Source organism: Gluconacetobacter sacchari (assembly GCF_014174255.1).
GTDB lineage: Bacteria > Pseudomonadota > Alphaproteobacteria > Acetobacterales > Acetobacteraceae > Gluconacetobacter > Gluconacetobacter sacchari.
In genome coordinates this window covers 116518-135477 of the sequence record NZ_JABEQJ010000004.1, presented here as the reverse complement: position 1 = coordinate 135477, position 18960 = coordinate 116518, and the positions used below count along the sequence as shown (strand labels likewise).

Sequence of the window (18960 nt, the reverse complement as noted above, 5' to 3'; positions counted from 1 at the left end):
TCCGGACGGTGCGCGGGCGGGCAGGATGCGGGATGCTCTGCCGGGATTCGTAATCGTAATCCGATGTGGGACGAAAGCGCACGCTTGACCAGTGGCGCCGTCGCCCGTCCGGGGGATGAACTTCAGGCCATGCGGGTCGTTTTTTCATGCACCTTTGGCCTCGACGGGGCATTCTGCCCTGCCAAGGTCCTGATCGAACGAGGATTTCCCGTCTGGTGATGGTTTGTTCCCCGGTGCGCCGCGCCGCCGTGCCCCGTCCGCCTCGCCGCATGATGTCGCGCGGGACCATGCTGCTGGCCGCGTGGCTGGCGCTGCCCGGCATGCCGCCGGCGGTGGCGGAGACCGTGCCGGTCGCCGCATCGGTACCCGCACCCGCACCCGCACCCGCACCCGCACCCGCGCCCGCGCCCGCACGTGCGCCCGTCGTTGCATCGACGCCGGCCCCCGCCGCCGATCCGCTGCCGCCTTCGGTCGCGCTGGACGGGCTGTTTGCCGCCATCTCGGCCGCCCACATCTTCGCCGATGCCAAGACGGCGGCCGATGCCGTGCCCGACCGGGCGCCCGGCGACCTGCTGGCGGCGTATGAACGGGAGAGGGGGCAGCCGGGGTTCGACCTGACCAGCTTCGTGGCGCAGCATTTCTCGGTGCCGCAGCAGCGGATGGTGTCCTATCGCCGGCATCAGGACGAAGGGGTGCGCGATTATATCGACGGCATGTGGGACGTGCTGGGCCGGCCGCCGGACCGGCCGCCGCCCTTCTCGTCGCTGCTGCCGCTGCCCGAGCCCTATGTCGTGCCCGGCGGGCGGTTTCGCGAGCTTTATTACTGGGATTCCTACTTCACCCTGATCGGGCTGGCGGAAAGCGGCCGGTTCGACATGCTGCGCGGCACGGTCCGGGACATCGCGTCGCTGATCGACGGCTATGGGCACATGCCCAACGGCAGCCGGACCTATTATCTCAGCCGGTCGGAGCCGCCGTTCTTCGCGCTGATGGTCGACCTGCTGGCGCGGCATGACGGGCCGCAGACCTATGTGACCTATCTGCCGGAATTGCAGCGCGAATACGCTTACTGGATGGAGGGGGCCGAGGGCGTGGCCCCCGGCGCGGCGCATCGCCATGTCGTGCGCCTGGCGGACGGGACGGTGATGAACCGGTACTGGGACGACCGGGACACGCCGCGCGACGAGAGCTATCCGCAGGATATCGCCACCGCCGCCGCGTCGGACCGACCGGCGGCCGAGATCTATCGCAACCTGCGCGCCGGGGCGGAGAGCGGGTGGGATTATTCATCGCGCTGGCTGGCGGACGGGCATACGCTGACCACGATCCATACCACCGACCTGCTGCCGGTCGACCTGAACAGCCTGATCGCGCATCTGCTCCAGACGCTGGCCCATGCCTGCGCGGTGCGGGGCGACGCGGACCAGGCGCGGCATTACGCGCAACTGGCGACGGAGCGGATCGCCGCCATCCGCCGGGTGCTGTGGGACCCGGCGCAGGGCGCGTTCCTCGACTATGACTGGACGAAGCGGGCGCCCTCGCCGGTGCTGTCGACGGCGACGCTGGTGCCGCTGTTCCTGGAGGCCGCGACGCCCGACCAGGCGCGCATGGTGGCCGCCACCGTCCGCGCCCGGCTGTTGCGGGCGGGCGGGCTGGTCACGACCGAGCAGGCGACGGGGCAGCAATGGGACGCGCCGAACGGCTGGGCCCCGGAGGAATGGATGGCGGTCATGGGGCTGGCCCGCTACGGCCAGGACGATCTGGCGCGCGAGATCGCGGCGCGATGGATGACGCGGGTGGTCACGACCTATCGGAAATCGGGCGTGCTGCTGGAGAAATACGACGTGGTGAACCCGGCGATCAGTCCGCTGGGTGGGGCCGGCGGGGGCGAATATCCGATGCAGATCGGGTTTGGCTGGACCAACGGCACGCTGCTGGACCTGATGAACCGCTACCCGGCCGCCGTGCCGCCCTCGGTTCCGGTGCCCAATGCGCCGCCGCCCAATGTCGTGTCGTCCGACACCGCGCCAGCCGCGCCCGCCGCGCGTGACTGAAGTGGACCGGGGCGTGGGAGAGGCTGGGCGGCGAGAGTGGCGCGCGGCGGCGTGCCACCAGCGCGCGTTTCCGCCCGGCCTCTCAGGTGCGGCCGACGCCGCGTAGACGGTGCAATGCCACGATGGCGACGGTCAGCAGGATGGCGGCCCAGGTCTGATGCACGGTGCCGGCCCAGGCGGGCACGACCAGCAGCAGGGTGGTGACGCCCAGGGCGTACTGGATCAGCACCGCCCAGCCCAGCAGCATCAGCACGTCCTGCACCGGCTTGCCCAGTTGGGGCGTGCGCAGGCCGGACAGGAGCGTGGCGCCGATCACCAGCGCGGTCACGGTGGCCAGCAGCCGGTGATCGAACTGGACGGCGGGGATGTTGGCGACCCAGTTGAGCCAGAAGGGCGAGAGTTTGGCATAGCCCTGCGGGACCAGATGCCCTTCCATCAGCGGGAAGGTGTTGTAGGCGAAGCCCGCGTGCGTGCCGGCGGTGAAGCCGCCGGCGATGATGGTGAGGCCGATCAGGAGGGTGGACGCCCAGACCAGCCGCCTGGTCCGCACCACCGCGACCGTCGCGGGAATGAAGGGGGCGGCGGGCGCGCGGACCGACAGCGCCGTCCACAGGATGGCGACGTAGAGCGCGAGGGCGCAGGCCAGGTGCAGCACCAGGCGTACCGGCTCGACCGCCGTGCTGTTGGCGTCGAAGCCCGAGGCGACCATGAACCAGCCGATCGCGCCTTGCAGGCCGCCCGCCACGAAGAGCAGCAGCAGCCGCGCGGTCAGGCCGCGTGTGAGGGCGCCCGTCATGGCGAACCAGATCAGCGGCACCAGGAGCACCAGTCCGATCAGGCGGCCCCAGAACCGGTGCGTCCATTCCGCCCAGAAGATCTGCTGGAAGCCGGCGAGCCCGAACCCGTCATGCAGGATCCTGTATTGCGGGATGGTGCGGTAGAGCGCGAACTGGCGCTCCCATTCCGCGTGGGACAGCGGCGGGATGATGCCCGTCACCGGACGCCAGTCCATGATCGACAGGCCGGAGCCCGTCAGGCGGGTATAGCCGCCCAGCGCGATCATGCCGAGCAGCATGAAGCAGAGGACGAACAGCCAGGTCGAGACGCGCCGCCGGTCGCGGAGGGCAATGGACGAGGCCGTGTCGCGGCGGGCGGCGAATTGCGGGAGGGTGCGTGCGGACATGCGCTCGATTTAGACCCGCCTTGCCGCCGGTCGCAAGCCGATGCTAGTGCAGGGCCCATGTGGTGCCCCTGGGACCTGACGCCGTGCCTCCTTTCCCGCGCGGAGCCGCGCCCGGCATGACGGACCGCGAGGCCGTCCTGCCCGCCCGTGCCGGCGGGCCGGCGGCGCTGGCGCGGCCGGCGCTGATGGTGGCGGCGTGTGTGGCGGTGGGGCTGGCCCTGCGCCATGCGCCCGGCCTGCGCGGCGTGCTGGGCGATACCGCGCTGCTGCGCGGCGGCGTGGGGGGGCGGGTGGTCTTTCTGCTGGCCGGCTCGGCGATGTGCGCCGTGGGGCTGCCGCGCCAACTGGTCTGTTTCGCCGCCGGGGTGGCCTATGGCGCGGGGGAGGGCACCGTCCTTGCCAGCCTGGCGACGCTGACGGGGGCGGCCTGCGGATTCGGCTGGGCGCGGAGCGTGGGGCGGGCGGGCGTCCGGCGGCGCCTGGCCGGGCGGCTGGCCCGGCTGGACGGCGTCGTGACCGCGCATCCTTTCACCGCGATCCTGACCATGCGCCTGCTGCCCGTGGGCTCGGCCCTGATGCTGAACCTGCTGGCCGGGGTGTCGGGGGCGGGATTCGCGCCGTTCATGCTGGCGACGCTGCTGGGCAGCCTGCCGCAGACGGTCGTGTTCGTCCTGCTGGGGGGCGGGGCGCGGATCGGCCATGGTTGGCAGGTGGCGCTGGCGGCGCTGCTGTTCGCGGGGTCGGGCGCGCTGGGCCTGTGGCTGGCGCGGCGCATGGCGCGGCGGGGCGATGGAACCGGTGATGTCACTGGCCATGCCTCCGATACGCCGTGAGCGCGCCATCTTGCGGCCCTGTTCCGCCGCTCTGATCGGTCGCGGCGGGTTGCGCCGCCGGGTGTTGTTGCGCGTATGCACCGCGTCCGACGAAATGCAGCCTTACAGTATTTATATGATGAAAATCGGGGACGCGCTGAGATACTAGGTCCCGACGATCTCTAATGGAGTGCCGCCGATGGCGCCATCCGCGATAGCCGTGAGATCCGACGATGCCCCTGCCACCGCCTTCGCCTCCCGGTCCATGAACTGGATCGCTATCCTGCTGGGGTTTCTGACCGCGGTGGGGCCGGTATCGACGGATATCTATCTTCCCGCCTTTCCGGCGCTGGAAGCGTCCCTGCGCGCGCCCGCGGGCTCGGCGGAAATGACCCTGGCGATCTGGTTCGTCGGCCTCGCGGTCGGGCAGATCACGATGGGGCCGCTGTCCGACCGGTTCGGGCGGCGCATGCCCATGCTGCTGGGCACGCTGGTCTATACGCTGGCCTCGGTCGGCTGCGCCATGGCGGCCGATATCTGGACCTTTTCCAGCTTTCGCCTGCTGGCGTCGCTGGGGGCGTCGGCCAGCCTGGTGATCCCCAGCGCCTGCGTGCGCGATATCTCCTACGGCAACGAGGCGGCGCGCATGATGTCGCGGCTGGTGCTGGTCATGGGGGTGGTGCCGGTGCTGGCGCCGACGTTGGGCGGCTTCGTGCTGTCCTTTACCAGCTGGCGGTCGATCTTCTGGGCCTCGGCGGCCTATGGGCTGATCTGTACCGTCCTGGTGGCGCGGGTGCTGCCCGAGACCCTGCCGGAGCGCGAGCGCAGCATCATGCCGCCCCTCGCGCTGGCCAGCCGCTATGGGATGCTGGCGCGGGACCGGGGGTTCATCACCAATGCCATGATCGCCGGATTCGGCGCGTTCATGTCGTTTACCTATCTGTCGGCCGCGCCGTCGGTCTTCATCCATCTGTTCGGCTTCACGCCGGCGGGATTCGGCATGCTGTTCGGCGTCTTCGCCGCCTGCATGATCGGGGCGTCGCAGTTGAACGGCGTGCTGGTGGGGCGGATCGATGCCGGGCGCATTCTCGGCCTGTCGGTGAGCACCGCCGTGCTGGGCACGGTGGGGATGCTGGTGGTGTCGGTCGTCATGGCGTTCGCCATCCATGGCGGCAAGATGCCGCACGGGCTGGAATTGGTGCCGCTGGTCCTGGCGATGATGGTCGCCCTGGGCACGACCGGCATCATCGGGCCGAACGCCACCGTGGGGGCGATGGCCGACCATCCGCGCCTGGCCGGCAGCGCCTCGGCCTTCATCGGCACGCTGCAATATGTGCTGGGGGCGATCGCCGGGGCCCTGGTCGGCATGCTGCCGCGGACCACGCCCGTGCCGATGGCCGGCGTGATGCTGCTGGGCGCCGTCATCATGCTGCTGATGGTCCTGCTGCGGCCCGCGCGCCCGGCGGGGGAGGCGGACGACGCGGCGCCGGCCGCCCCGCCGGCCATCCATTGAGGTCGCCCGCCGGGCTTGCGGGCGACGGTGGCGGCGGCTAGCTACAGGCGCGACGGTTCCGACCCGGCCCGGACGGAAGGTCCGGGCCGGGTTCCGCCATGGGATCAGCTTATTACGGGATGGGTTTGGGCACCGATATGACGACCGCCACGATGGATCTGAAACAGCATATTCGCGGCATTCCGGATTTTCCGAAGCCCGGCATCCTGTTCTACGATATCTCCACCCTGATGCGGAACGCCGATGCGTGGCAGGTGGCGATGGGCCGGGTGACGCATGCGGTGGCCCCCTGGGCGCCGGACATGCTGGCCGCGATCGAGTCGCGCGGCTTCCTGACCGCTGCCCCGCTGGCCAGCCGGCTGGGCTGCGGCTTGGTGATGCTGCGCAAGCCGGGCAAGCTGCCGGGCGAGACGGTGGCCCATTCCTATGAGCTGGAATATGGCAGCGACACGCTGCACATCCAGGCCGATGCCATCGTGCCGGGCCAACGCGTGGTGGTGATGGACGACCTGCTGGCGACCGGCGGCACGCTGGCGGCGTCGATCGCGCTGCTGCGCAAGGTCGGCGCCAACGTCGTGGGCGCGTCGGTGCTGGTGGAACTGACGGCGCTGGGCGGCCGCGCGCGGCTGGACGTGCCGGTCAGGGCGCTGGTTTCCTACGACGACTGACAGCCGGCTTCCGCCCGCGCGGGCGGGCGGAGGGATACGGTTTCATGACCCCTGTTATTCGGTTCGGTGCTCTGTCGGCGGATGGCGCGGTGATTTAATAAGGGAAACGAAGCCATCGTCCGGCGCCGGGCGCGGTGCAGGAGCTTGGATGCCGGGATGAAGAGCCGCGAGCCGTCGCTGACCCCTGACCTGGCGCGGCTGCGCGATCTGTGGTCCCGGCTCTGGTCGGGATTTCCCGTCCGGCAGGACCATCTGCGCTGGCTCTATGCTCCCGACCTGATGACGTTCGGCTATGCGCTGCGGACCACGATCACCTCGCTGATCGCGCTGGGCATCGCGCTGTGGTGGGAACTGGGCAGCCCGCAATGGGCGGCCCTGACGGTGTGGATGGTCGCGCAGGGCTCGCGCGGCAAGAGCGTCGCCAAGGCGCGCTGGCATCTGTTCGGCATGGTCGTCGGCACGATCTTCGCCGTGGGGCTGGTGGCGGCCTGTCCGCAATCGCCGCTGCTGTTCATCCTGCTGCTGGCGGTCGGGATCGGGCTGTTCTGTTTCGTGGGCACGCTGCTGCCGGGCCCCGCGACCATGACCAACTATCGCATCCACGGGATGCGGGCCAGCGGCTTTACCTATGCCATCATCGCGCTGGACGGCATTGCCGACCCGCAGCATATCTTCCAGATCGCCATGGCGCGCGCCACCTATATCGTGCTGGGCATCGTGCTGGAATCGACGGTGTCGTCGCTGTTCCAGTTCCGGCTGGGCGAGCGGGCGCGCGACCGGCTGGCGCATAATTTCCTGACCGCGATTGATGGGGCCGCGCGCGCGCTGGCGGACCTGCTGGGCGGCGACGGGCAGGCGCTGACCCGGGCGCGGGGCGTGTTTTCGACCATTACCTCGCTGAGCGACCAGATCGAGTTCGCCGAGGTCGAGCTGGGCCGGCATCACGGCCATGAGGGCGACCATGCCCGCGCCGCGTTGGCACAGGTGGCGGTGCTGCTGTCACGCGGGCTGGACCTGTCGGCGCTGCTGCACATGCCCGGTCACACGGCGGGCGATCTGTTCGACCGGACGGCCGGGTCGGTGCGCGGGTTTCTGCTGGCGTTGCCCGCGCGGCTGGAAGCGGGGGACATCCAGCCCAGCCTGCTGCAACTGGCGGGCCTGCGCGCGACCTGCCGCCAGGAGATCGCGGATTCGCTGAGCGCGGAGATGGGCAGCGACGGCGTCGCCCCGGCGCCGGAGGAGCAGGCGCGCGGCCTGCAATGGCAGCGCATGCTGCATCATGCGCTGGATGCGATGCTGGAGGACCTGGAAGGGGCGATTACCCAGTTCGAGGCCAGCCTGCACCCCCTGCCGCACGATCATTTTCATTATCGTATCAAGACGTTCCGCGACTGGCGCCTGGCGGGCGCCAACAGCCTGCGGGCCTCGATCACCATTTTCGGCGCCGGGGTGATCTGGATCGCCACCGGCTGGTCGGTCGGGCTGCTGTTCCTGATGTTCGTCTCGATCGTGTGCAGCCTGTTCTCGACGCTGGAAAAGCCGGCCCTGGCGACGCAGGCCTTCCTGACCGGGGCGCTGTGGGCGGTGGGCGTGTCGGCGGTGCTGGTGCTGTGGGCGCTGGCGACGCCGTCGACCTTCGAAATCCTGGCCCTGTGCCTCAGCCTGCCGATGCTGGCGGGCGGGCTGGCCTTCGCCTATCCGACCATCATCCTCGCCGCCGTGTCCTATAATCTGTTCCTGCCCATCCTGCTGGGGCCGGACAATCAGGGGCGGCTGGATGAAATCACGTTCTTCAACACCGCCATGCCCCTGATCCTGGCGCTGTGGTATGCGATGTGGACGTTCCGGCTGGTGCTGCCCAACGATATCGGTGCCATGCGCTGGCAGATGCGCGCCGAGATCCTGAAAGGGCTGCGGCATCTGGCCCGCTCGCCCAGCCTGCCGACCACGCTTTTCGTGGTCGAACGGAATGTGGACCGCTTCGTGCGCCTGCTGACCAATGCCGGGGATACGCCCGAGCCGGTGATCGACGCCTATCTGCAAGGCACGCTGTCGGCGATGACGATCGGGCTGAACGTGATCCGCCTGCGCCGGCTTCTGGCGCGCAACCTGCTGCCGGCCTCGGCCAGCCAGGTGATCGCGGCGATGATGGGGCGCATGGAACAGTTCAGCGGCCGCTATGGCGGCCATTACGGCCGGACCGCCCGCGCGGCCGAGCTGGCCAGCCACCGGATCGCGGCCGAGGCCGGGCACGAGGCCAATCTGGGCGTGCGGATGGAAATGGACCGCGCCCTGGCCAGCCTGAACGTGATTTCCTACGAATTGCAGGCCAACCGGATGTTCTTCGACGCGTCGAGCCCGTATCTGGACGCGGCGTTTGGCTGAGAGGGATGGCAGGGGCAAAGCCCCCTGCCGTCAGCGCTGGGAGGCGACGAAGCGCTCCAGCCAGTGGATGGTGTAGTCGCCCTTCTGGAATTCGGGGTCGTCGAGGATCTTGCGGTGCAGGGGGATCACCGTCTTGACGCCGTCGATCACGAATTCGTCCAGCGCGCGGCGCATCCGGGCGATCGCCTCGGCCCGGGTGGGGGCGTGGACGATCAGCTTGCCGATCATGCTGTCGTAATAAGGCGGCACGCGATAGCCCGCATAGAGCGCGCTGTCGATGCGCACGCCCAGGCCGCCGGGGGGGTGAAAGACCGTGACCGTGCCCGGCGTGGGCAGGAAGGTCGACGGGTCCTCGGCATTGATGCGGCATTCGATGGCGTGGCCGCTGAAGGTGATGGCCGACTGGTCGTAGCCCAGGGGCTCGCCGGCGGCGATGCGGATCTGCTCGCGCACCAGGTCGACGTCGCAGAGCATTTCCGTCACCGGATGTTCCACCTGCAAGCGGGTGTTCATCTCGATAAAGCAGAACTGGCCGTCCTGGTAGAGAAATTCCAGCGTGCCGGCGTTGCGGTAGCCCAGCTTGCGCAGCGCCGCCGTGGCGGTGGCGCCGATCGCGTCGCGCTGCTCGGCCGTCAGGGCCGGGGAGCCGGCTTCTTCCAGCAGCTTCTGGTGGCGGCGCTGGAGCGAGCAGTCGCGCTCGCCGAAATGCACGACGTTGCCATGGGTGTCGGCCAGGATCTGCAATTCGATATGCCGGGGCCGGTCCATGTATTTTTCGAGATAGACCTCGTCATTGCCGAACGCGGCGCGGGCCTCGGTCCGGGCGACGCTCCAGGCCTCGTCCAGGTCGTCGGCGGTCTGCGCGACCTTCATGCCGCGCCCGCCGCCGCCGGCGGCGGCCTTGATCAGCACCGGATAGCCGACCTGCGCCGCGACGGCGCGGGCCTCGTCCAGGTTGGCCAGCGCGCCGTCGGAGCCGGGGACCAGCGGCACGCCGAGCGCCCGCATGGTCGTCTTGGCGGTGATCTTGTCGCCCATCATCCGGATGTGCTGGCCGGTCGGCCCGATGAAGGCCAGGCCATGGGCCTCGACCGTCTCGGCGAAATCGGCGTTCTCGGACAGGAAGCCGTATCCGGGATGGATCGCGTCGGCCCCGGTGATGGTCGCGGCCGACAGGATGGCGGCGACGTTCAGGTAGGAGTCGCGCGAGGAAGGCGGCCCGATGCACACGGCCTCGTCCGCCAGGCGCACATGCATGGCATCGGCGTCGGCCGTGGAGTGGACCGCGACCGTGCGGATCCCCATTTCGCGGCACGCGCGCAGGACCCGCAGGGCGATTTCGCCGCGATTGGCGATGAGGATCTTGGAGAACATTACTCTATGATGGCCAGGGCTTCGCCGAACTCGACCGGATCGCCCGAGGCGACCAGCAGCTTCCTGAGCGTGCCGGCGCGGGGGGCCTTGATCTGGTTGAAGGTTTTCATCGCCTCGATCAGCATCAGGGTCTGGCCGGCGGTGACGCTCTGCCCCTCGGTGACGAAGGGGGGCGAGCTGGGGTCGGGCGTCAGGTAGGCGACGCCGACCATCGGGCTGGTCACGGCGCCCGGGTGCTTGGCCGGATCGGCCGGCGCGGCGGCGACGGGCACCGCCGGGGCCGGGGCGGCCGCCGGCACGGCGTGGATCACGCCGGGGGCGGCGCGGGCCACGCGGATGCGGTTGTCCTTCTCCGCGATCTCGATCTCGGTCAGGCCGGTTTCGGTCAGAATTTCAGCCAATGCCCGAATGGCATCCGCGTCCACGAGCAGTCGGCTCATCGATCGTTCTCGTCCAGAATCATGTCGGTCATCGCCTGAAGCGCCATTGCATAGCCACGCACTCCCAGACCGCAGATCACGCCTGCGGCGGCACGGGAGCAATAGGTATGATGGCGGAAATCCTCGCGGCGGTGAATGTTGGAGATATGGACCTCGATCACCGGCAGCTCGACGGCCAGCAGCGCGTCGAGCAGGGCGATGGAGGTGTGGCCGTAGGCGGCCGGATTGATAACGATCCCCTGCGCGCGGTTGCGGCATTCCTGGACCCACGACACCAGCTCGCCCTCGCCGTTGGTCTGGCGGAAATCGATCGCGACATCCAGCCGTTCGGCGGCCTGGATGCAGATCTGTTCCACGTCGTCCAGGGTCGCGCGGCCATAGACTTCCGGCTGGCGCATTCCGAGCATGTTCAGGTTGGGTCCGTTCAGGACCGCGATCAGAGGGCGCTTTATCATCACAGGCGCCGTAGCACGCCCTTCGGCCGGTTCCAAGAGAATGATCGCGGCGGGTGCGGCCGGATGCCGGGCGCCAGGGAACGGCGCGCCGCGGGCCGGCAGTAATGAAAGGCTGAAAATTGCCATAATTCATCGTGGAAATGGAATCCGGCGTGGGAAAACAGGGCGGTTGGGCCGTCTTGGGGCCTTTCGCGCCGGTCATCGTGACGGAAAAGACTGGACTCTGTGGCGTCGGGACTGCTCTATGATCACACGATACTGGTTGGCTCATCCCAAGAGGACTGAAAGCGCATTGAAATTGAACCGGACACGACGAGGAATGCGGACCGGAGCGCGGACGATGCTGTCGCTGCTGTGCCTGGTTTTCTTCATGTCCGCCGCCCATGCGCGGGGCGGGGCCGGGGATGCCGATACCGCGCCGGCGGCCGGTCACCCGGTGACGGCATGGGCGGCGTCGGTTCACGCGGCGCTGGCGCGCCGGTCGCACGACCTGGCGATGGCCAGCCGATCCGCCCTGGCCTGGTCCGAGCGTGGGGTGGCCAGTTGGTACGGCCGCGCGCGCCATGCCCGCCAGTCCCTGCGCCGGACGTCGTCGGGCCGCTCGTTCGATCCCGGGGCGCTGACGGCCGCGCATCCGACCCTGCCGATGGGAACGCGGGTTTTGGTGCGCTCGCAGGATACCGGTCGCTCGGTGGTGGTGACGGTGAATGACCGTGGTCCGTTCCATGGCAGCCGGATCATCGACCTGTCGCCCGCCGCGGCGGCGGAGCTGGGCATGCTGAACGCCGGCACCGCGCATGTCGTGCTACGGCCGATGCCGGCCACCGAGGTCGCGCAGGCCGAGGCGTCGGACACCAGCGCCGATGCCGTGGCCGCCGCCGGGCCGCGTGCCTCGCGCCGCGTGGCGGCCGGCCGCCGCTGATCGCCGGGGGCCGCGTCTTTACGGTGTCTTGACGGCGGCGGCCTGTTCGATCTCGGCTTCCAGGCCCGCGTTCAGTTCCGCGCCCAGCATGACGACATAGGCGGTCACGAAGAACCACATCATCGTCGCCGCCACCGCGCCCAGCGGCCCGTATGTGGCGTTGTAGGTGGCGATGCTGCCGATATAGTACGAGACGCCGACCGAGGTGATGATCCAGACCAGGGTTGCCGCGCAGGAACCGGGCAGGATGCAGCGCCACGGCGCGGCCGGGCGGCTGGGCCCGAGCCGGTAGAGCAGCGTGCAGGCCACCAGGACGAACAGCAGCAGCAGCAGCGGGCCGCCCGTCTGCACCAGTAGCTCGACCGACCAGGGCGGGGGCGCCAGGCCGAGGCGCGCGGGGATGAAGTTGATCAGGACCGGCAGCGCCACCATGACCGCCAGCGTCAGCACCGCCCCGCAGATCGCGCACAGCGTCATGCCCAGCGCCACTACCTGGAACCGGATGAAGCCCCTGGTCTCGGTCGCGCCATAGGCGATGTTGACGGCGGAGATGATCGAGCGCGTGGCCGCCGAGGCCGACCAGAGCGCGATGGTGGTCGAGATGATCAGGTTGAGCGTCAGCGACGAATGGGGTTCGGCGGCCAGCGTCTGGATGCGATCGCTGATCAGCGCGAAGGCCGCGGGCGGCAGCAGGTGCCGCAGCAGGTCGAGCTGCGGTTCCATCGTGTCGGGGGCCAGCACCAGGCCGTAGATCGAGATCAGCGTGCTGATGGCGGGGAACAGCGAGAGCGTCGCATAGAAGGCGCAGCCCGCCGCGGCCAGCGTGATCTGGTCCGATCCCAGATTATGCACCATGCGGCGCAGGACCGGGCGCCAGAGCCGCCATGGATCGAGGGGAGGCGCGGCGAGATGCTGGGTTTTGTCGGGATGCAGGGCGATCACGCGGGCTCCGTCGGTCGGGTGTGGGGCGTGCGCGCCCCGGGAAGGGCGGCCATCGCCCGGCGGGTTCGCACTACCTAACGAAAAAACATGCCTGGCGGACGATTTTTCTGTTGCGCCCCGGGTGCTTTGCCCTCATATGCGCTCTCCACGCAACAACGCACGTGCCACTGGCCCTCTGAGGTTACGCAACGACGTCAAGCGTTCTGGCAATTGGGGGTTCCCTGGGGACCCGGTTCTGGTCGCTGGTCCGTTAGACCGTTTCGCAACACCTGTCCGGCACAAGTCCCGGATGGATTTCACAGAAGGGATTTGGGTGCGATGACTCCCAAGATCGCCCATTTTCTGGCGGAGCGCGCGCCCGCCACGCCCTGCCTCGTCGTCGATGTCGATCGGGTCGAGGCCCGCTATCGCGCGCTGCATCATGTGCTGCCGCTGGCGCGCATCTATTATGCCGTGAAAGCCAATCCGGCGGAAGCGATCCTGCGCCGGCTGGTGTCGCTGGGCTCGGCCTTCGACGCCGCGTCGTGGGAAGAGATCAGCCTGTGCCTCGACGCGGGTGCCGATGCGCGGGACATCTCGTTCGGCAACACGGTCAAGAAGGTGTCGGCGATTGCCAGCGCCCATGCGGCCGGCGTGACGATGTATGCCTTCGACTGCATCGAGGAGCTGGAGAAGCTGGCCCGCCACGCGCCGGGATCGCGGGTCTATTGCCGGCTGATCGTCGAGAACGAGGGCGCGGAATGGCCGCTGTCGCGCAAGTTCGGCACCACGCTGGACAGCGCGCGCGACCTGATGCTGCGTGCCCGCCAGATGGGGCTGGACCCGTATGGCCTGTCGTTCCATGTCGGCAGCCAGCAGACGACGACCGACGCGTATGAAGCCGCGATCGCGCGGGTGGGCATGTTGTTCACCGACCTGGCCGCGGCGGGGCTGAACCTGCGCATGGTCAACCTGGGCGGCGGCTTTCCGATCCGCTACCGCGAGGACGTGCCGGAGATCGACCGGTTCGCGCTGGCGATCAGCCATGCGATGACCGAGCATTTCGGCAACGACCTGCCGGACATGATCGTCGAGCCGGGCCGCTTCATCGTCGGCGATGCCGGGGTGGTGTCGTCGGAAGTCGTGCTGGTGACCCGGCGCGGGCTGGAGGACGATACGCGCTGGGTCTATCTGGATATCGGCCGTTTCGGCGGCCTGGCCGAAACCGAGGGCGAGTCGATCCGCTATGGCATCCGTACGCCGCATGACGGGGGCGCCACCGGCGGGGTGGCGATCGCCGGGCCGACCTGCGACGGCGCGGACATCATGTACGAAAAGGCGCCCTATGCCCTGCCGCTGGCGCTGGCGTCGGGCGACCGGATCGAACTTCTGTCGACCGGGGCCTATGTCTCGACCTACTGCTCCACCCGGTTCAACGGTTTCGCGCCGCTGGCCGAGTATTATATCTGACGCGTCTATTATGGACGGCGTGCTGCTGGAACCCGTCGCCTCGCGCGACGGGTTTTCGGTTTTTCCGGCGGCCCGACTGATACAATTCGTCTGGCGCGGGCCACAATAAAACCATTGTCATGGGTCTGTCTGGATAAGGATGGCCGGGTTGGCCCGGAGAGACCGGACGAGCCGAAGCGGCCCGCGTCGGGTGCGCGACGGAACGGCTGCACGACCCTCAACATTCGAGGCAGACATGCTGGAAGGATCCGATGAGGAGGAGGAGGAGAAGAGGGTCAGTGCCCGGGCAACGGCGCATTCCCTCGTCGCCGTCTATGGCGCCGGGGCGCGCGACATGACCATGCGTCATATCGCGCGCTCCCTCGACCAGAACCTGATCGAGGACGTGCTGTTCTGGCTGAAGGTCCGGAACCAGATCGACTGGCTGATGCGGACCAGTCCGCGCGAGGGTGACAGCATCCAGTAGGCAGGGGTTTTCTTCCGCTATTCGACGGCCGCGCGGAGGCCGGCGCCGGCCGCCAGCGGGCAGAGCGGCAGGGCGGCGGCGAGGAAGGCGCCCAGCAGTTCCAGGTCCGGCCGCCAGGACAGGCCGGTCTGCGCGGCGTCGAGCGCCGCCGCGCCGAAGATCAGGGCGGGGGTGGCCAGCGGCAGTACCAGCAGCGGCAGCAGCACGCCGCCCCGGCGCGCGCCCAGCACGATCGAGGCCGCCATGCCGCCGATCAGCGACAGCACGGCGGTGCCCAGCGCCAGGCCGGCCAGCAGGATCGGCAGCACCGGCACCGGCAGGCCCAGCATGATGGCCAGCGGGGCGGCGGCCAGCAGCAGCGGCAGGCCGGTGGTCAGCCAGTGGGCGATCATCTTGGCCAGCGCCACCAGCGACGGCGGCAGGCCGGACAGCATCAACTGGTCCAGCGAGCCGTCCTCCAGCTCCGACCCGAACAGGCGGTCCAGCGGCAGCAGGGCGGCGAGCAGGGCGCAGACCCAGACGATGCCGGGGGCCATGCGGCGCAGCAGGTCCGGCGACGGGCCGAGGGCCAGGGGAAACAGCGCGCCGGCGAGAATGAAGAACAGGACCGCGCCCAGCGTGTCGGCGCCGTGGCGCAGCGCCAGCCGCAGGTCGCGCCCGATGACGGCCGCCAGCAGGGCGGGGAGGGAGGCGTTCATGGCCATGGCTCCCCGTCGGGGCGGGGGCCGGTCGCGCCGGCGCCCGGCAGGGCGAGGGTGCGGGCCCCGGGCAGGGGCAGGGGTACATGGGTGGTTGCGATCACGATTCCGCCAGCCTTGCGATGGGCGTGAAACAGGGCTTCCAGCAGGCCGATCGCGCGCGTGTCCAGCCCCAGGCTGGGCTCGTCGAGCAGCCAGAGCGGCGCGCGGGCCAGCACCACGCGCGCCAGGGCGGCGCGGCGTTTCTGCCCGGCCGAGAGCATGCGGGCCGGCAGGTCGGCCAGGGGCAGGAGATCGACCGCGCGCATGGCCTGTTCCGCGTCCGACCCCGCCGCGCGGGCGGGGAGCGCCAGGTTCTCGCGCAGGGTCAGCCCGGGCTTGAGCGCGTCCTGGTGGCCGAGATAGGCGACCCGCGCGGCGTGGGCCGTCCGGTCCGCCAGCGCATCGATCCCCGACCACAGCACATGGCCGCCTTCCGGTTTTCGCAATCCTGCGAGAACGCGCAGCAGGGTCGACTTTCCCGCGCCGTTCGGGCCGGTCAGCAGCAGCGCCTCGCCGGCGTCCAGGCGCAGCCCGACGGCATCGAGAACCAGTCTTTCCCCACGGAAAACAGAGATATTCTCGACATTCAGCAGCGGATTGGCGGGAGGGAGGGCGGCAGGGATGGCGATCGTCCTCGGCTTGTGAACGGTGGGCGGCGGCGGCGCGGCGCAGGCGTGTTCCCGCGTTCTTGTTACCGGGGCCAGCTTGTGTCGTCACCGCGTCCGGGTATGTTCTACGACCGTTGGGAGATCAAGCCGGTTGTCCAGAGGAACACACCGCCTTTATATGCGGAGCACGTGCCTCAATTGGATAATCCGTTGCTGACGCCGCGGAGGAAAAACCAATGAAGTCGGTTGGGCACGATTCAATCAAGACAGGCCGTACGCTGCATGTGGACGGCAAAGAGTACCATTATTTCTCGATTCCGGAAGCCGAGAAGACGATCGGCGATGTGAAGCGCCTGCCGGTCAGCCTGAAAGTGCTGCTGGAGAACATCCTGCGTTTCGAGGACGGCCGGTCGTACAGCGTCGATGACGCCCGGTCGATCGCCGGCTGGCTGCCGCAGGGCAGCAGCACGAAGGAAGTTCCCTTCAAGCCCGCGCGCATCCTGATGCAGGACTTCACCGGCGTCCCCGCCGTGGTCGATCTGGCCGCGATGCGCGACGGTATCCTGAAGCTGAAGGGCGACCCGCAGAAGGTGAACCCGCTGGTGCCCGTCAACCTCGTCATCGATCACTCGGTGATGGTCGACGTGGCGGGCACGCCCGAAGCGTTGCAGGACAACGTGACCATCGAGTTCGAGCGCAATGGCGAGCGGTATGCCTTCCTGCGCTGGGGCCAGGAAGCGTTCGAGAATTTCTCGGTGGTGCCGCCGGGCACGGGCATCTGCCACCAGGTGAACCTGGAATATATCGCCCAGGTCGCCTGGACCGCCGAGGTGGGCGGCAAGAGCTACGTCTATCCCGACACGCTGTACGGCACCGACAGCCATACGACGATGGTCAACGGGCTGGGCGTGCTGGGCTGGGGCGTGGGCGGCATCGAGGCCGAGGCCGCGATGCTGGGCCAGCCGATCGCGATGCTCATCCCCGACGTCATCGGCTTCCGGCTGACGGGCAAGCTGCCCGAGGGCGCGACGGCGACCGACCTGGTGCTGACCGTCACCCAGATGCTGCGCAAGAAGGGCGTGGTCGGCAAGTTCGTCGAGTTCTTCGGCCCGGCGCTGGACCATCTGCCGGTCGCCGACCGTGCGACGATCGCCAACATGGCCCCGGAATATGGCGCGACCTGCGGCTTCTTCCCGGTCGATCACCTGACGCTGGACTATCTGCGCCAGACCGGCCGCGACGAGCACCGCATCAAGCTGACGGAAGAATATCTGAAGGCCCAGGAAATGTTCCGCACCGCGGAAACGCCCGAGCCGGTGTTCACCGACACGCTGGAACTCGACCTGTCGACCGTCGTGCCGTCGCTGGCCGGCCCGAAGCGCCCGCAGGACCGCGTGACCCTGAAGGACGCGACCAGCGCGTTCGAAGGTGAGCTGACCGGCGGCCTGGGCGTGCCCGCCGCCGACGCGCACAAGAAGGCCAAGGTGGCCGGCACGAACTACGAGATCGGCCATGGCGACGTGGTGATCGCGGCCATCACCTCCTGCACCAACACCTCCAACCCGGCGGTGCTGATCGCGGCGGGCCTGGTGGCGAAAAAGGCGCGGGCGCTGGGCCTGAAGCCGAAGCCGTGGGTGAAGACGTCGCTGGCGCCCGGATCGCAGGTGGTGACCGACTATCTGGACCGCGCCGGCCTGACGGAAGAGCTGGACGCGATGGGCTTCAACACCGTCGGCTATGGCTGCACGACCTGCATCGGCAATTCCGGCCCGCTGGAGCCGCATATCGTCGATGCGATCGAAGGCAACAAGCTGGTCGCCGTGTCGGTGCTGTCGGGCAACCGCAATTTCGAAGGCCGCATCTCGCCCAACGTGCGCGCCAACTACCTGGCCAGCCCGCCGCTGGTGGTCGCGTATTCGCTGCTTGGCACCATGCGCGAGGACATCACCACCGCGCCGCTCGGCACCTCCAAGGACGGCAAGCCGGTCTATCTGAAGGACATCTGGCCGACCAACAAGGAGATCGCGGACCTGATCGGTTCCTCGATCACCCGCGAGGAGTTCATCAAGCGCTACAGCCAGATCAGCAAGGGCACCAAGGAGTGGCAGGCGCTGAAGGTCGCGACCGGGTCCGAGACCTACAAGTGGGATCCGACCTCGACCTATGTGCAGGACCCGCCGTATTTCCAGGACATCACGCCGGAACCCAAGCCGAAGGGTGACATCGTGGGCGCCCGCGTGCTGGCGCTGCTGGGCGACAACATCACGACCGACCATATCTCGCCCGCCGGTTCGATCAAGGAGAGTTCGCCGGCCGGCGTCTATCTGAAAGAGCATCAGGTCTCGGCGAAGGATTTCAATTCCTACGGCTCGCGTCGCGGCAACGACCGCATCATGGTCCGCGGCACCTTCGCGAACATCCGCATCAAGAACGAGATGCTGCCGGGCACCGAAGGGGGGCTGTCCAAGCACTTCCCCGACGGCAAGGAAGGCTCGATCTATGATGTCGCGATGGAATACAAGGCCGAGGGCGTGCCCCTGGTCGTGTTCGGCGGCAAGGAATACGGCATGGGGTCGTCGCGCGACTGGGCGGCGAAGGGCACCCTGCTGCTGGGCGTTCGCGCCGTGATCGCCGAAAGCTTCGAGCGCATCCATCGCTCCAACCTGGTCGGCATGGGCGTGCTGCCCCTGCTGTTCAAGGACGGCACGACGCGCAAGTCGCTGAACCTGAAGGGGGATGAGGTCATCGACATCAAGGGGCTGGATGCGATCACCCCGCGGATGACGCTGACCATGGAGATCACCCGTGCCGACGGCACCAGGGAAGAAGTGCCGCTGCTCTGCCGCGTCGATACGCTGGACGAGGTCGAATATTACCGGCATGGTGGCATCCTTCAGTATGTGCTGCGCGGGATGACCAAAGCTGCCTGAACGGTCTCTTCTTCCGTTT

The 18960-nt window shown here is 68.7% G+C and carries 17 protein-coding genes; 10 read left to right on the top strand and 7 right to left on the bottom strand.

The genetic code is table 11. The features are described 5' to 3' along the window. Positions 1-218 precede the first annotated feature (218 nt). On the top strand, positions 219-2054 hold the full coding sequence (gene treF / locus HLH48_RS04860; protein WP_182996429.1) for an alpha,alpha-trehalase TreF: 1836 nt from the start codon (positions 219-221) through the stop codon (positions 2052-2054). Between the two features lie 82 nt (positions 2055-2136). On the opposite strand, the gene HLH48_RS04855 is transcribed toward treF, so the two are convergent. Next, positions 2137-3237, bottom strand: a complete 1101-nt coding sequence (locus HLH48_RS04855; protein WP_182996369.1) for a COX15/CtaA family protein — start codon at positions 3235-3237, stop codon at positions 2137-2139. A 116-nt stretch (positions 3238-3353) separates the two neighbouring features. On the opposite strand from HLH48_RS04855, the gene HLH48_RS04850 reads away from it, so the two are divergent. From HLH48_RS04850 to HLH48_RS04835, 4 genes are all read left to right on the top strand, one after another. Then, positions 3354-4070 carry a TVP38/TMEM64 family protein gene (locus tag HLH48_RS04850; protein WP_182996368.1) on the top strand — a complete coding sequence of 239 codons (717 nt, stop codon included), beginning with the start codon at positions 3354-3356 and terminating at the stop codon, positions 4068-4070. 178 nt (positions 4071-4248) lie between these two features. Continuing rightward, positions 4249-5562: a multidrug effflux MFS transporter gene (locus HLH48_RS04845; RefSeq protein WP_182996367.1), complete on the top strand. Its 1314-nt coding sequence runs from the start codon at positions 4249-4251 to the stop codon at positions 5560-5562. A gap of 137 nt (positions 5563-5699) precedes the next feature. Further along, positions 5700-6230 carry an adenine phosphoribosyltransferase gene (locus tag HLH48_RS04840; RefSeq protein ID WP_182996366.1) on the top strand — a complete coding sequence of 177 codons (531 nt, stop codon included), beginning with the start codon at positions 5700-5702 and terminating at the stop codon, positions 6228-6230. Positions 6231-6386: 156 nt separating this feature from the next. Continuing rightward, positions 6387-8615: an FUSC family protein gene (locus HLH48_RS04835; RefSeq protein WP_182996365.1), complete on the top strand. Its 2229-nt coding sequence runs from the start codon at positions 6387-6389 to the stop codon at positions 8613-8615. Positions 8616-8645: 30 nt separating this feature from the next. Here the strand turns inward: HLH48_RS04835 and accC are convergent, their stop codons facing one another. The 3 genes from accC to aroQ are packed head-to-tail and all read right to left on the bottom strand — an operon-like array spanning position 8646 to position 10884. Then, positions 8646-9989 (bottom strand): acetyl-CoA carboxylase biotin carboxylase subunit, encoded by a 1344-nt coding sequence (gene accC, locus HLH48_RS04830; RefSeq protein WP_182996364.1) that lies wholly within the window; start codon positions 9987-9989, stop codon positions 8646-8648. Then, the gene (locus tag HLH48_RS04825) at positions 9989-10429 is read right to left on the bottom strand and encodes an acetyl-CoA carboxylase biotin carboxyl carrier protein (protein ID WP_182996363.1); all 441 of its coding nucleotides are present in this window, start codon (positions 10427-10429) and stop codon (positions 9989-9991) included. Before HLH48_RS04825 ends, accC begins: the two co-directional genes overlap by 1 nt. Further along, positions 10426-10884: a type II 3-dehydroquinate dehydratase gene (gene aroQ, locus HLH48_RS04820; protein WP_182996362.1), complete on the bottom strand. Its 459-nt coding sequence runs from the start codon at positions 10882-10884 to the stop codon at positions 10426-10428. Before aroQ ends, HLH48_RS04825 begins: the two co-directional genes overlap by 4 nt. Before the next feature lie 319 nt (positions 10885-11203). On the opposite strand from aroQ, the gene HLH48_RS04815 reads away from it, so the two are divergent. Beyond that, positions 11204-11806, top strand: coding sequence for a septal ring lytic transglycosylase RlpA family protein (locus tag HLH48_RS04815; RefSeq protein ID WP_246386894.1), 603 nt, complete (start codon positions 11204-11206; stop codon positions 11804-11806). 18 nt (positions 11807-11824) lie between these two features. Here the strand turns inward: HLH48_RS04815 and HLH48_RS04810 are convergent, their stop codons facing one another. Continuing rightward, complete coding sequence (locus tag HLH48_RS04810; RefSeq protein WP_373320230.1) at positions 11825-12748, bottom strand: YihY/virulence factor BrkB family protein; 924 nt, start codon at positions 12746-12748, stop codon at positions 11825-11827. A 318-nt stretch (positions 12749-13066) separates the two neighbouring features. On the opposite strand from HLH48_RS04810, the gene HLH48_RS04805 reads away from it, so the two are divergent. After that, positions 13067-14197: a type III PLP-dependent enzyme gene (locus tag HLH48_RS04805; RefSeq protein ID WP_182996361.1), complete on the top strand. Its 1131-nt coding sequence runs from the start codon at positions 13067-13069 to the stop codon at positions 14195-14197. A 235-nt stretch (positions 14198-14432) separates the two neighbouring features. Further along, positions 14433-14663: a hypothetical protein gene (locus HLH48_RS04800; RefSeq protein ID WP_182996360.1), complete on the top strand. Its 231-nt coding sequence runs from the start codon at positions 14433-14435 to the stop codon at positions 14661-14663. Positions 14664-14680: 17 nt separating this feature from the next. Here the strand turns inward: HLH48_RS04800 and ccmB are convergent, their stop codons facing one another. Beyond that, entirely contained in the window at positions 14681-15361 is a 681-nt protein-coding gene (gene ccmB, locus HLH48_RS04795; RefSeq protein ID WP_182996359.1) for a heme exporter protein CcmB, read from the bottom strand. Continuing rightward, the gene (gene ccmA, locus HLH48_RS04790) at positions 15358-15933 is read right to left on the bottom strand and encodes a heme ABC exporter ATP-binding protein CcmA (protein ID WP_246386924.1); all 576 of its coding nucleotides are present in this window, start codon (positions 15931-15933) and stop codon (positions 15358-15360) included. Before ccmA ends, ccmB begins: the two co-directional genes overlap by 4 nt. Between ccmA and HLH48_RS23125 the strand changes: the two genes are divergently transcribed. Together HLH48_RS23125 and acnA are read left to right on the top strand one after the other, a co-directional pair. Next, positions 15826-16251, top strand: coding sequence for a hypothetical protein (locus HLH48_RS23125; RefSeq protein ID WP_246386893.1), 426 nt, complete (start codon positions 15826-15828; stop codon positions 16249-16251). The two genes, ccmA and HLH48_RS23125, sit on opposite strands and share 108 nt — an antisense overlap. Continuing rightward, positions 16248-18941 carry an aconitate hydratase AcnA gene (gene acnA, locus HLH48_RS04785; protein WP_182996358.1) on the top strand — a complete coding sequence of 898 codons (2694 nt, stop codon included), beginning with the start codon at positions 16248-16250 and terminating at the stop codon, positions 18939-18941. The genes HLH48_RS23125 and acnA overlap by 4 nt, the downstream gene beginning before the upstream one ends. Positions 18942-18960 lie beyond the last annotated feature (19 nt).

Coding starts and splice junctions, on each gene's coding strand:
- treF (WP_182996429.1), top strand. CDS start 219: ATGGTTTGTTCCCCGGTGCGCCGCGCCGCCGTGCCCCGTCCGCCTCGC.
- HLH48_RS04855 (WP_182996369.1), bottom strand. CDS start 3,237: ATGTCCGCACGCACCCTCCCGCAATTCGCCGCCCGCCGCGACACGGCC.
- HLH48_RS04850 (WP_182996368.1), top strand. CDS start 3,354: ATGACGGACCGCGAGGCCGTCCTGCCCGCCCGTGCCGGCGGGCCGGCG.
- HLH48_RS04845 (WP_182996367.1), top strand. CDS start 4,249: ATGGCGCCATCCGCGATAGCCGTGAGATCCGACGATGCCCCTGCCACC.
- HLH48_RS04840 (WP_182996366.1), top strand. CDS start 5,700: ATGACGACCGCCACGATGGATCTGAAACAGCATATTCGCGGCATTCCG.
- HLH48_RS04835 (WP_182996365.1), top strand. CDS start 6,387: ATGAAGAGCCGCGAGCCGTCGCTGACCCCTGACCTGGCGCGGCTGCGC.
- accC (WP_182996364.1), bottom strand. CDS start 9,989: ATGTTCTCCAAGATCCTCATCGCCAATCGCGGCGAAATCGCCCTGCGG.
- HLH48_RS04825 (WP_182996363.1), bottom strand. CDS start 10,429: ATGAGCCGACTGCTCGTGGACGCGGATGCCATTCGGGCATTGGCTGAA.
- aroQ (WP_182996362.1), bottom strand. CDS start 10,884: ATGATAAAGCGCCCTCTGATCGCGGTCCTGAACGGACCCAACCTGAAC.
- HLH48_RS04815 (WP_246386894.1), top strand. CDS start 11,204: ATGCGGACCGGAGCGCGGACGATGCTGTCGCTGCTGTGCCTGGTTTTC.
- HLH48_RS04805 (WP_182996361.1), top strand. CDS start 13,067: ATGACTCCCAAGATCGCCCATTTTCTGGCGGAGCGCGCGCCCGCCACG.
- HLH48_RS04800 (WP_182996360.1), top strand. CDS start 14,433: ATGCTGGAAGGATCCGATGAGGAGGAGGAGGAGAAGAGGGTCAGTGCC.
- ccmB (WP_182996359.1), bottom strand. CDS start 15,361: ATGAACGCCTCCCTCCCCGCCCTGCTGGCGGCCGTCATCGGGCGCGAC.
- HLH48_RS23125 (WP_246386893.1), top strand. CDS start 15,826: ATGGCCGCCTTCCGGTTTTCGCAATCCTGCGAGAACGCGCAGCAGGGT.
- acnA (WP_182996358.1), top strand. CDS start 16,248: ATGAAGTCGGTTGGGCACGATTCAATCAAGACAGGCCGTACGCTGCAT.